We start from the raw sequence: 11,182 nt of genomic DNA on the forward strand, positions 1-11,182 counted from the left end.
GGCGTGACGGTTTAACCTCGAAAGGAACAGATCTCAGGTGTATTCGAAGGAATCGATCGCCTGAGATCTGAAGAGATCATGACGAATAAGAAACCCGCTAATCGAAATAAGAACCTTGAGAAGATATTGAGCGTCGCTTCCGTGATTGTTCTGATCTTGGCTTGGTTTCTGGGTGGATTGCGCACCAATAATTCGCAAACACAATTCTTTGAAAGTATTACTGGCTCAGGTGAACAAATTGTTCAGGTGAGCCCACAGCTCTACAAAATCGTTCCAAACGGTGACAATGCAGAACAGGCAGAGGCACTGAAATGGGTGAGCTTTGGTTCTGGCATCGGTTACGGTGGTTCGCTGACTGTTGGTGGTGTGTTTATGCCAAGCGGTGAGGTACAAACCATCTCGCTGCTGTCGTCAAAAGAGACATCGTCATACTTTGAAAAAGTGGTTGATGAAAAGCTGCCTGAAGCCTTGCTGGAGCAAAACATCCGCAAAGCCTTGTATGTCGATGGTGTGTCTGGAGCGACGTTAACGTCTGAAGCCTACAGCTCGGCATTGGACCAAGCAGCGGATCCAGTGCGCCAACAACTGTTCAACTTCCAATTGACAGAAAAAGCGTCTCTGCTGGCGTATTTGAAATGGCTAGATGCCGCTGCGCTCTTGTTCTTCGCGGCTGCGGTTTGGATTAACCAAACCCGTTCTCCGCACAAAGCAAAATTGAATGCAGCCTTGCTTGCGGGTTCCACGTTGGTATTCGGTTTCCATGCTGCGGCCTTGTATTCCGCTTCCACCATGGGTGGCCTGATCTTCGGTTCTTGGCTGACAGGTGTGGCGAACTACACGCCGTTTATCCTGCTGGTGCTGAGTATTGGTTACATCCTGTACTACAACCGCAATGTGTACTGCCAAAGCTTGTGTCCGTTCGGCGCGGTTCAACAATGTTTGGCGAAAGTGGGTAAGGCAAAAGCCTCTCCGGTGCGTCACACCTTCTTCGTGTGGATGCCACGTGTTTTGCTGTTGGCAACGTTATGCCTTGGCGCGTATTTCCGTAACCCAGCCGGGTTTGTTTACGAGCCCTTTGGTATTGCTTTCGGCATGATTGGCGGCATGTACCTGTTTGTACTGACCGTGATGATTTTGCTGACGTCCTTGGTGGTGCGTCGCCCTTGGTGTCAGAGCTTGTGTCCAATCAACGCGATGACAGATTTCATTGTGTTCAACAAGAACTGGTTCAAGCAAACACAAAGCAAAGCGAAGAAGAAAAATCGCCAACCGCGTGCGCGTAAGGAAGGAGCAGAATGAGACAGAAACTTTCTTTGGTTTTCTTTTGCGCCGCGACCGTGCTGATTTTGCTTCAATTGATGTCCAACGTCATAGAACTGTCTGAAGAGCAAAGCGAAAATCGCTTGATTCATACCGTCAGTCGTCACATTGATGTGGTGCCTGTAGAAGTGGTCGAAAAGCCGAAAGTGGACTTCAAGCAAATGGCGCAGGACATGCAGGAAGAGAAGTACTGAGGCTCGTTCATACCGAATGACCACAGCGCAACAATAAGAATAATATTTCGGCGTTTAGGGCATCCCTAAACGCCTTTTGAGCGTTACATGGTAGAGAAAAACATTCCCGTCGAGCGTATGCGCTCGGAAATGGCCTTGGTCAATCCCAACTGCTTTCGTATTTCAGAACTGTATGCCTCTCGCGGTGTGCATGACGTATCACGCCCGCATCGATTGAATTTCAGTGCCTTTGTTTATGTGACAGAAGGGGAGGGAGTACATTACGTTGACCACCAGATGTATGTCCTCAAACCCGGCACGCTAATCACCATAGGCAGGAATCAAATCCACGGGTTCGCGCAAGAGCGGACGGTAGATGGCTTCGTTATTCCGTTTAATTGCTCGTACCTCTCGAATGGCCCAGACGATCCTCACGTCGATCTCATGCTTGATGCCATCACACAGGTTAATCGTATCCCCAATGTTGGCGAAGAAGTGGGGGGCCTTATCAAGCTGCTTGCGGAAGAATTTGCGTCGACCTCAGAGTTGAAAGCTGAAATCATCCGAAGCTTACTGCGCGCCTTATTACTCAAGTGTGTTGTCCCAGAATATGTGGCGATGCAAAGCATGCCCGTTTCGACCAATGCCAACGCGGATTTCATACGCCTGAAGCAATACATTGAAGCGAACTTTGCGGAGCGACCTTCCACAACAGACATTGCTCTCGCACTGGGTAAAAGCGTCAAACAACTGGATAAACTCGCCCGCTCAAACACAGGCGACAGCGTCAAAGATTTGGTGGATGACCGCGTGCTGGTGGAGGTAAAGCGGCTGCTCGCTTTCAGTCAGTATTCGATTGCAGATATTGCGGCAAAACTCGGCTTCAACGAAGCCACCAACATGACCAAGTTCTTTAAACGACACACGGAAATCAGCCCGAAAGATTTCAGGCAGTTGTGCCGTATGGGATTGTGTAATCGATAGGTGTCGAGCCGAACTGGCGCATCCCAATGCGAGAGTGCGCTACTCCCCAATACATTGGTCAATGATCAGCTCTCGCAGCCAGCGATGACCGGAGTCTGATTCAAATTGCTTGTGCCAAAGCAGAAATAATGCGCCGGGTTTGTGTTCAACAGGGACGGGTTTGACAATCAAGCTACCATCTAACGTGTACTCACGGATGGGCTCGTAAGGGTAATACATGATGAGATCGGTCTGCTTACACAATTGAATGGCACTGGTGATGCTGGATACATTGACGGCATTGTCGATACGCAGCCCCTGTGATGCCAATACTTCCTGAACCACCCATTCTTTTACCCCGCCAGTTGTCACGTGTATTTGTCGGTACTTTAAAAAGGTATCGAGTCCCCATTCCTCATCAAGTGCTGGGTGACCGCGGCGTAGCAAGCAGACGGATTGATCACTTCTTAACTCAATGTAACTCAGTTCCTCGGGGATAGTGTCAACATAGAGTTTGGAACGTTCATCCCATTCAAAGACGCCAAGGCCGAAGTCGATCTCTCTTTTCAGCAAGCGCTGAAAACTGAGTTCACTCCAGCTCTCGCTGTTGATGGTAATCAAAGGTGCTTCGCTTAATGCCGTTGGCATAAATTTGGGGTAGAGCACAGAGTACGCGGTATCGACCAAATCTATATTGAAAATGCGTTGGCTACTTTGGGCATCAAACGTATCGGGCAGTGTAAGCATTTCGATTTGTTGCAATGCGTTGCGCAGTCTCGGTGCCAGTGATAGGGCTTTCGGTGTAGGATTCAGCCCTTTCGACGTGCGTTCAAACAGAGGGTCATCGAACAATTGGCGTAAACGTGTCAGTTGCTTACTCACGGCAGATTGCGTCAAATGCAGTCTGGTTGCTGCTTTACTCACGCTCGATTCTTCAAGCAAGACATGAAGGCATAACAGCAAGTGAATGTCGCTTTTTAGCAGGCGGTTTACGTCAATCATTCCTATTCCTATGATTCATACTGCTGAAGGGGCGTGGTGAATCTGAATCATATCGCTATTTTGAAAGGACTCAATCTTTTAATTAATCTGATCATTTTTTTGCATTCACCTGTCATTTTAATCTTGAAAAACGCCTACACTCCGCCACGTTCGGGGGCGATTCCCTCGTGAAGACTTGATTGAGATTGAAGTAAATGACGAAAAAAACGCTGTTGTCTGTTATTTGCGTTTTAACTGGCCTGATGGGCGTTTCTTCTGCGGCACACGCAGATGACAAATTCACATTGGGAAGAACAATTCTGCTTGAAAATGCCAATCATGGCGCTGAAATTCCATTGCTGGTTTGTCGCCGCACCGACGCGATTCAGGTAGAAGCGAGAAAAGATCTACACCTTCGTAAAGTGGTGGTGACGTTCAATAACGGTGACACCAAAACTATCCGTTTTCATCGTAACGTGAAAGAAGACAGAACAACGGATTGGCGCAAGTTTGCGTACAAACGTTGTGTGAAGAAGTTGGAAGTCTTTGGTGAGTCGAAAAACTCGTCGGCGGGTGTGCGCGTTTACGGCCGCAGTTAATTGCCCTTGCGAGCAATCGAATAACCAATAAAAAGAACCCCTGCGACGTTGCAGGGGTTCTTTTTTATTTCACTTACGCTTTTTGCGCAGGCTGTTGAGACCACTGGCGGATTTTCTTCACTTCGTCGTCATCAATGCTCAGAGACTTCAGAAAATCTTCGTGGCCTTGTGGCTCCATCTTTTCAAATTGAATGTGCCAGTTGTGCATGTCCTGCTCAGAGAAACCTGCAGCTTCCATAATTGCTACCCAGCGATCTTTATTAACCATTTCTTGCTCCGATTGAATGTTCTGTTCCAGTAGCAACACAATCGCCTTTTGCTGTTGTCGAAGCTTCTTAATCTCCAACTCCAACGCATTGAACTGCTCTTTAAGAACAACCTCCTGCGTGATTGTGTCGTTGTGTTCCAACAAGCTGGCAATCTCGCTAACAGGCAAACCATAAGCACGATAAGCGACGATAGTTTCTAAGCGCTTTATTTCGTTATCGCCATACCATCGGTAGCCGTTATCAGAACGGTTGGTAGGGGTGATCAATCCCGCCCGTTCGTAATACAACACCGTGGTTCGGGAAATCCCGGTTTTTCGAGCCAGTTGAGTGACAGATAGCATGATGAACCTTGTTTGTCGTTGGAACAGGTCGGAGTATCAACCCGACACTTGTAGACGGGTCAACAACAAAATTATACCTGATGATTCTGAAGGCGTTGAATAGACCGAAATCTATCTAAGGTTGAATGAAACGTATCAATATGACGCTGAAAATAAAGCCAAAATACCCCGCCTAGAAATACAAGACGTAACAAGGATTGTTATGAAACCCTACAAAGATATTTTGTTCCTCGCGATTCCCATCGCCCTTCATAGTGTGTTGTTTGCCAGCCTCGGCTTTATAGACACCTTTATGCTTTCAGTGCTAGGCGGTGATACCGTCGCCGCAGCGGGCATTGGCTCCCGCATACTTTGGTTCGTGTCCAACATCATGTTTGGTATTGCAGGCGCAACCACCATTTTCTGCGCTCAACATTGGGGCGCGAAAGACAATAAAAGCCTGAGTGTTTCTTTGCACATTGGCATGCTCCACGCGATTGTGGCGTCGGTGGTATTGGTAATCTGCGTGCTGGTTTTCAAAGAGCAAATCGCGTCCTTGATGACAAACGATGAAACGATTGCTGCGCTGGCAGGTAACTACATTCAAATTTCGATTCTTTGTGTTCTGGTCACCAGTTTATCAGTGATTTGGGGCGCGGGCCTTCGCGCGATTCAAAAGCCAAAACTGATCCTGTATTTGTTCGTGTTTGAATTGCTGCTGAATGTGTCGCTCAACTACTTGCTGATCTTTGGTCACTTCGGTTTTCCTGCAATGGGGTTGGAAGGGGCTGCGTTGGGCACCTTGATTGCCCGAGCATCATCCACGCTCATTCTCTTCTTCTACGTGCATGCGTTCGAACGTGTGTTGAGTCTGTCTAAAACCTCGTTTACTGCGGCGCAGGCGAAAGCCAAAAACATCGCGTTCGTGAAAATCGCGTTGCCAATCATCGGTGGGGAAATCATCTGGAGCGGTGGGATCACGGCGTATCACACCATTTACGGCAACATTGATGGTACTGCGCTCGCAGCAATGTCGATATTGGCACCAGTCGAGATCCTGTTGGCGTCATTCAGTTGGGGCTGCGCAGCGGCGGTTGGCGTATTGGTGGGTGAGAAGATTGGTGCGAACCAATATGACGCGCTCAGTGTGTATATTCGCGCGGGATTGGTATCTTCCGTTGCAGTGGGCGGCACCATCGTCGGAATATTGTGGGTCAGCAAGATCTGGTCGTTGGCTTGTTTGATGGCGTTGAGCAGAAGTGCTGGATGCCGTTTATCTGCTGCTGCCGTTCATCTTAGCGTCTATCTTCCTTCGTTCCGTCACCATGACGGCAATGTCAGGGGTGTTGAAAAGCGGCGGAGACACCAAGTTCGCGATGTATTTGGATATGGTGGCACAATGGTTTGGAGCCATTCCATTGATGCTGATTCTGGCGTTCTGGTTTGAGTTGTCCGTGCAATATGTTTATGCCGCCGTGTTGCTTGAAGAAACACTCAAGCTCATTCCGGTCGCATTGAGAATTCGAAGCGGGAAGTGGATTAAAAAGCTCGCGGAGCCTGAAGAGATGATGGAGCCCATGCCGGCATAAGCAGGGTGTTTTGTAAGTCTGTTCCACTTACAAGTTGCAAAAAAAACACCCCTCGGCCAGGGGGTGTTTTTCTTTTTGATTTTCTGTCTAACGGACGAAGTAAATTACTCGCCAGTTTTCAGACGCAGGAAGTAGTTTTCGTACTTCTCAGTCAGGTCGCCAACCGCGTCTTGCCACTCACCACGGTCTATGTCTGCTTGTGGTGGGAACAGGGTTGGGTTGTCTTTGTATGCAGAGTTAGATTTCTCAACTGCTGTCAGATAACCCGTATCAGCACTGATTTTCGCTGCAATGTCAGGGCGAAGCAGGAAGTCGATCATCTTATGTGCCGCTTCAACGTTCTTCGCGTTCTTTGGAATGGTCAGGCTGTCTACCCAGAAGATACCGCCTTCTTCCGGCCATACCAATTCAATTGGCAGACCTTCACGTTGCGCTGCTGCCGCAGAGCCGTTCCAAAGCATGCCCAGACCCACTTCACCTGACAGGTAAGGGTTGGCTGGGTTGTCAGAGTTGAATACCAATACGTTTGGCATCAGCTTCTTCAGCTCTTCGTATGCTTCGTCGATTTGCTTAGGATCGGTCGAGTTACCCGAGTAACCCAGTTTACGCAATGCAATGTGGAACACTTCACGCGTGTCGTCCATCAGCATGATCTGACCTTCCAGCTCAGGGTTCCATAGATCGGCCCAGCTCTTGAAGTCATCAGGGTTGTACATGTCAGTGTTTACCGCCAGACCCGTCATCGCAATAACGTGTGGAATAGAGTAGTCGTTGTTCGGATCAAACGGTTTATCAAGATAGTTCTTATCCAGCTCAGCAAAGTTGCTTAGCTTGGTTTGGTCAATCTTCTGGAGCATGCCTTCATCGCGCATTTTTGCAACGAAGTAGGTAGATGGCACGACCAGATCATACCCATCTGGATGCGTTTTCATTTTTGCGTAAAGGGTTTCGTTCGACTCGTAAGTAGAGTAGATAACCTTAATGCCAGTCTCGCGAGTGAACTGTTCTCTCAGTTCTGTCGAGATGTAAGGACCCCAGTTGGCGAAGATGAGTTGATCATTAGCTGCGATTGCAGACGAAGAGAAAAGAGCAGCTGCACAAGCAGTGCCGGCCAGAATTGAAGACCATTTTTTCATTAGCGGTTTCCACCTCCAAAGGCCCGTTTTATGGGCGCATTAATCATGTCAGAGAGACAACAAGTTCCCTGCGTATATATCGGCAGTGCCGAATTTCGTTGTCGACATAAGTGTCGAAAAATCTGCTGTCGGGGGTGGTCAAAAGACATCCATGCCCGAAAAATTGGCCGGATATTACCGTTCTCCGTTGTGCCATGCAACAAAAATGAAACGTCCTGAAACGCGACAGATTTTTTGCAAGCCAGCGAAGGTCAAGCGGTGCGAATCGTTCCTACAAAAATCGAATAAAAAATGCACATCACATTTTTATGGATGGCGGTTAACGAAATGGTTTCCGCTTGCTTTCAGCTTCATCACAAACTGTCTTTGTCTGGATTACGAAAGTGCCAGTAAATGTGGGCAGAGTCGGATTAAAAAACTTCGAAAAATTAACCAATTAGGACTGTGATGCGTTGGCGTTTTTTCCCGCGGGTTTCGGCTGACAATATTGTCAGTTGTTTATGTTTTGGGGATTAGAAAGTGCTGTACTTAGAGTTCTTATTTCTTCTTTTGATGCTGTATATCGGTTCTCGATATGGCGGTATTGGTCTGGGTGTGGTGTCCGGTATTGGTCTGGTTATCGAAGTCTTCGTGTTCCAGATGCCACCGACATCGCCACCTGTCACGGTAATGCTGATCATCTTGGCGGTCGTGACGTGTGCGTCGATTCTTGAAGCGGCGGGTGGTTTGAAATACATGCTACAAGTGGCTGAGCGTTTGCTGCGTAAGAATCCAAAACGCGTCACCTTGATTGCGCCGTTCGTGACCTACGCCATGACTTTCCTGCTGGGTACAGGTCATGCGGTTTACAGCATCATGCCTATCATTGGTGATGTTGCGCTGAAAAACGGTATTCGTCCTGAGCGACCAATGGCAGCGGCATCGGTTTCATCGCAAATTGCGATCACGGCATCTCCGCTCTCTGCGGCCGTGGTGTACTACTTGGCGCAGCTTTCAGACATCCAAGCGGACATTACCTTGATGTCGATTCTGTTAGTCACCGTACCTGCTACCTTGTTCGGTACCTTGCTGACAGCACTTTACAGCATGAAGCGCGGTGTAGAGCTGGAAGACGATCCTGAATACCAAGCGCGTATGAAAGACCCAGAGTGGCGTGAGCGTATCTTGAATACCACCGCGACCACATTGAATGAAACGTTGCCAACCTCTGCACGTAACGCGGTATTGATCTTCCTGTCGTCGATTGTCGCGATTGTTATCATCGCGATGATCCCAGAAATCCGTACCATTGGTGATGCCGCGAAACCGATCAGCATGTCCGTCATCATTCAGATGATGATGTTGTGTTTCGGTGGTGTCATCTTACTGGCAACCCATACCGACCCGCGCAACGTGCCAAACGGCGTGGTGTTCAAATCCGGTATGGTGGCAGCGATTGCGATTTTCGGTATCGCATGGATGTCAGACACCTACTTCAAATACGCAATGCCGCAGTTCGAAGCGGGTATTCTAGACATGGTAACCAGCTACCCGTGGACGTTCGCACTGGCGCTGTTCATCGTGTCTGTGGTGGTAAACTCGCAAGCTGCAACCGCGCGTATGCTGCTGCCTGTCGGTTTGGGCCTGGGCTTGGAGCCTGCGCTGTTGATTGGTTTGATGCCCGCCGTTTACGGTTACTTCTTCATTCCTAACTACCCGTCAGATATCGCAACCGTCAACTTCGATACCTCAGGCACCACCAAAATCGGCAAGTGGTACTTCAACCACTCGTTTATGTCAGTGGGCTTGATAGGCGTTATCGGTGGCTGTGTGATGGGTTACATCTTAGCGCAGATCATTATTGCCTAATGACCACCTTTTTCGGTTTAAAAGCGTCCTCAGAGTAGGGCGCTTTTTTATAGGTACAGCCCGCTTTCCGGTTAGAAGCTGTCGATTTTATTAGGAGCTCTTCACTCCTGTCTTCTGCTGTTTTCGCTATATAAATCTGATTCTTATGCTTAATCGGTCTATAACTTTTCTGGTGATGAACGTTTAGAGTTGTTAGCATTTCATTAATTAAAATACAGCGACCTCTTAAAGTGGATAAGTAACGCTATAACGATATCCATTCCTGCAAGCCCGCCAGAGAAGGGATGACGTTACTTAAATAAAGTGCAGTGTACTTTTTGTGGTGTGTGAAGTAGTCGTACAGAATAGAAACAAGAAGCGTGGTAACGAGATGAAGAAGCTAATTTTAATGTGTTTGTTGGCGATGCCAATGCGTGCTTTTGCACTAGATGTAGAAGGCCAATATGTCGGTGCTGGTGCGTTACATGTGAACAGCGAGTTGATACCCACCGTCACGCTGGGCGTGAACTACACCAATGGCCTAGCCTTTGACCTTCAAGCTGGCTATCTCGAAACCGAATACAAAGAGAGTGATTGGGATAGATACGACAACCAAATCACCCTTCTTATCGCCAACCTAAAACAAACCTTCTATTCCAATGGGTTCAGCGACGTTTATATCAGAGGTTCTATCGGCGGTTTATGGTGGGAGTCTAACCACTTTGAACGCGCGCAAGTCACCGACCCTTATTTGCCAGACGGCTCAGGCAGCGACAACGCATTTCTTTGGGGTCTAGGAGCGGGTATCAATTTGAATTACACCGAACGACTCACGCTCAATGTCGACGCTGGAATGCTAGGGCTCGATGGCAGCATAGAAGAATTGGATTATTCAAAGACAGATACTGTTGTTCAGGCGAATGCTTATTTTCGGTTTTAAAAGGTTTGTGATGCGTGGAATTGGACAGATTGTCGTTTTTTTGTATGTGGCTAGATCTGTGATCGTGTGAATAGTTCATTTAAAACATAGTGTTATGATACGTTAGAGGTAGGTGGGTTGCGGTGTTAAAAGACAAAATGTCGTATTTAATTCCGACATTTTGTCATCTAATACAATGTTAGATTTTATTTGGAGTTTGTATGACAACAATAGCTCAGCCTTCAGTTCAGTCACTCATTATAGAAATGAGGTTTAATGGACAAACTTTGTCTACTGGTACTGCCTTTGTCGTCAATGGGAGAACTGGACCTTTATTGATCACTAATCGACACAACGTAACAGGTAGGCATCAAGAAACAGATCAACCACTATCCAAAACAGGTGGCATACCTAATGAAATTGTTGTAGTTCACAACAGCAAAAGGGCACTTGGTGAATGGGTTGGTATTGTCGAGCCTATTTTGGACGCAAATGACAACCCACTATGGATAGAACACCCTGTTCTAGCAAGAAAGCCGATTTTGTAGCTTTGCCATTAACAAACCTCCAAGGTGTAGAACTTTACGCTTACGATTTAAATAACACTGGCCCGGACATGCATATTGGCCCAGCAGATTCAGTAAGTGTTGTAGGTTTTCCATTTGGAATCCAAGCGGGTGGCTCATTAGCAGTATGGGCTACAGGATTTATGGCTTCAGAGCCTGAAGTTAACTTTAAAGAACTACCTACTTTCTTAATAGATTGCCGCAGTAGGCAAGGGCAATCGGGGTCTGCTGTTATCGCCTATCGTAGTGGTGGTTCAGTTGCAATGAAAGACGGTAACACGGCTATTTTTTCAGGACCAGTTACCAAATTCTTGGGTGTCTATAGTGGTCGTATTAACTCTGAGTCAGATTTAGGGATTGTGTGGAAAGCGTCTGCAATCAAAGAGTTGGTAGATAGCATTTAAAATCTAACAAACTGTTCAAGAGGGATTCACAACGCGTAGCATTTTCAATATGCGTTGATTTTAGTGATTAAGGTGGTTTGCAGTGGCTTTTATATTGCGTTGCTCACCCCTTAACA

At 47.4% G+C, this 11,182-nt stretch carries 13 protein-coding genes; 10 read left to right on the top strand and 3 right to left on the bottom strand.

Features of this window, described 5'->3' with window-relative positions:
* Positions 1-78 precede the first annotated feature (78 nt).
* From ATN88_RS17890 to ATN88_RS17900, 3 genes are all read left to right on the top strand, one after another.
* The gene (locus tag ATN88_RS17890; protein WP_067418886.1) at positions 79-1,299 is read left to right on the top strand and encodes an FMN-binding protein; all 1,221 of its coding nucleotides are present in this window, start codon (positions 79-81) and stop codon (positions 1,297-1,299) included.
* On the top strand, positions 1,296-1,514 hold the full coding sequence (locus ATN88_RS17895; RefSeq protein WP_067418889.1) for a hypothetical protein: 219 nt from the start codon (positions 1,296-1,298) through the stop codon (positions 1,512-1,514). The genes ATN88_RS17890 and ATN88_RS17895 overlap by 4 nt, the downstream gene beginning before the upstream one ends.
* An 87-nt stretch (positions 1,515-1,601) precedes the next feature.
* Positions 1,602-2,477, top strand: coding sequence for an AraC family transcriptional regulator (locus ATN88_RS17900; RefSeq protein ID WP_067418892.1), 876 nt, complete (start codon positions 1,602-1,604; stop codon positions 2,475-2,477).
* Between the two features lie 39 nt (positions 2,478-2,516).
* Here ATN88_RS17900 and ATN88_RS17905 read toward each other — a convergent pair whose 3' ends face one another.
* A complete protein-coding gene (locus ATN88_RS17905; RefSeq protein ID WP_067418895.1) occupies positions 2,517-3,458 on the bottom strand; it encodes a LysR family transcriptional regulator in 942 nt (313 codons plus the stop codon).
* Between the two features lie 194 nt (positions 3,459-3,652).
* Between ATN88_RS17905 and ATN88_RS17910 the strand changes: the two genes are divergently transcribed.
* The gene (locus ATN88_RS17910; RefSeq protein WP_067418897.1) at positions 3,653-4,036 is read left to right on the top strand and encodes a DUF2541 family protein; all 384 of its coding nucleotides are present in this window, start codon (positions 3,653-3,655) and stop codon (positions 4,034-4,036) included.
* A 73-nt stretch (positions 4,037-4,109) separates the two neighbouring features.
* Here the strand turns inward: ATN88_RS17910 and ATN88_RS17915 are convergent, their stop codons facing one another.
* Positions 4,110-4,646, bottom strand: coding sequence for a MerR family transcriptional regulator (locus ATN88_RS17915; protein WP_067418900.1), 537 nt, complete (start codon positions 4,644-4,646; stop codon positions 4,110-4,112).
* 202 nt (positions 4,647-4,848) lie between these two features.
* Between ATN88_RS17915 and ATN88_RS17920 the strand changes: the two genes are divergently transcribed.
* On the top strand, positions 4,849-6,072 hold the full coding sequence (locus ATN88_RS17920) for an MATE family efflux transporter (RefSeq protein WP_067418902.1): 1,224 nt from the start codon (positions 4,849-4,851) through the stop codon (positions 6,070-6,072).
* Positions 6,047-6,214, top strand: coding sequence for a hypothetical protein (locus ATN88_RS25880; protein ID WP_198158406.1), 168 nt, complete (start codon positions 6,047-6,049; stop codon positions 6,212-6,214). Before ATN88_RS17920 ends, ATN88_RS25880 begins: the two co-directional genes overlap by 26 nt.
* A gap of 104 nt (positions 6,215-6,318) precedes the next feature.
* Here ATN88_RS25880 and ATN88_RS17925 read toward each other — a convergent pair whose 3' ends face one another.
* Complete coding sequence (locus tag ATN88_RS17925) at positions 6,319-7,350, bottom strand: extracellular solute-binding protein (RefSeq protein ID WP_067418905.1); 1,032 nt, start codon at positions 7,348-7,350, stop codon at positions 6,319-6,321.
* Positions 7,351-7,869: 519 nt separating this feature from the next.
* On the opposite strand from ATN88_RS17925, the gene ATN88_RS17930 reads away from it, so the two are divergent.
* The 4 genes from ATN88_RS17930 to ATN88_RS17950 all read left to right on the top strand — a co-directional run bounded on the left by ATN88_RS17930 (position 7,870) and on the right by ATN88_RS17950 (position 11,066).
* Complete coding sequence (locus ATN88_RS17930; protein ID WP_067418907.1) at positions 7,870-9,198, top strand: anaerobic C4-dicarboxylate transporter; 1,329 nt, start codon at positions 7,870-7,872, stop codon at positions 9,196-9,198.
* A 370-nt stretch (positions 9,199-9,568) separates the two neighbouring features.
* Positions 9,569-10,117 carry a porin family protein gene (locus ATN88_RS17940; protein ID WP_157490757.1) on the top strand — a complete coding sequence of 183 codons (549 nt, stop codon included), beginning with the start codon at positions 9,569-9,571 and terminating at the stop codon, positions 10,115-10,117.
* A gap of 200 nt (positions 10,118-10,317) precedes the next feature.
* Complete coding sequence (locus ATN88_RS17945) at positions 10,318-10,644, top strand: hypothetical protein (protein WP_067418915.1); 327 nt, start codon at positions 10,318-10,320, stop codon at positions 10,642-10,644.
* Complete coding sequence (locus ATN88_RS17950; protein WP_157490758.1) at positions 10,602-11,066, top strand: hypothetical protein; 465 nt, start codon at positions 10,602-10,604, stop codon at positions 11,064-11,066. Before ATN88_RS17945 ends, ATN88_RS17950 begins: the two co-directional genes overlap by 43 nt.
* The last annotated feature ends 116 nt before the right edge of the window (positions 11,067-11,182 follow it).

Origin of the sequence: Enterovibrio coralii (genome assembly GCF_001559595.1) — a bacterium.
Classification (GTDB): Bacteria; Pseudomonadota; Gammaproteobacteria; order Enterobacterales; family Vibrionaceae; genus Enterovibrio; species Enterovibrio coralii.

What these genes read in the sequence shown, in the direction of transcription:
- ATN88_RS17890 (WP_067418886.1), top strand. Translation starts at nt 79, where the DNA reads ATGACGAATAAGAAACCCGCTAATCGAAATAAGAACCTTGAGAAGATA.
- ATN88_RS17895 (WP_067418889.1), top strand. Translation starts at nt 1,296, where the DNA reads ATGAGACAGAAACTTTCTTTGGTTTTCTTTTGCGCCGCGACCGTGCTG.
- ATN88_RS17900 (WP_067418892.1), top strand. Translation starts at nt 1,602, where the DNA reads ATGGTAGAGAAAAACATTCCCGTCGAGCGTATGCGCTCGGAAATGGCC.
- ATN88_RS17905 (WP_067418895.1), bottom strand. Translation starts at nt 3,458, where the DNA reads ATGATTGACGTAAACCGCCTGCTAAAAAGCGACATTCACTTGCTGTTA.
- ATN88_RS17910 (WP_067418897.1), top strand. Translation starts at nt 3,653, where the DNA reads ATGACGAAAAAAACGCTGTTGTCTGTTATTTGCGTTTTAACTGGCCTG.
- ATN88_RS17915 (WP_067418900.1), bottom strand. Translation starts at nt 4,646, where the DNA reads ATGCTATCTGTCACTCAACTGGCTCGAAAAACCGGGATTTCCCGAACC.
- ATN88_RS17920 (WP_067418902.1), top strand. Translation starts at nt 4,849, where the DNA reads ATGAAACCCTACAAAGATATTTTGTTCCTCGCGATTCCCATCGCCCTT.
- ATN88_RS25880 (WP_198158406.1), top strand. Translation starts at nt 6,047, where the DNA reads ATGCTGATTCTGGCGTTCTGGTTTGAGTTGTCCGTGCAATATGTTTAT.
- ATN88_RS17925 (WP_067418905.1), bottom strand. Translation starts at nt 7,350, where the DNA reads ATGAAAAAATGGTCTTCAATTCTGGCCGGCACTGCTTGTGCAGCTGCT.
- ATN88_RS17940 (WP_157490757.1), top strand. Translation starts at nt 9,569, where the DNA reads ATGAAGAAGCTAATTTTAATGTGTTTGTTGGCGATGCCAATGCGTGCT.
- ATN88_RS17945 (WP_067418915.1), top strand. Translation starts at nt 10,318, where the DNA reads ATGACAACAATAGCTCAGCCTTCAGTTCAGTCACTCATTATAGAAATG.
- ATN88_RS17950 (WP_157490758.1), top strand. Translation starts at nt 10,602, where the DNA reads ATGGATAGAACACCCTGTTCTAGCAAGAAAGCCGATTTTGTAGCTTTG.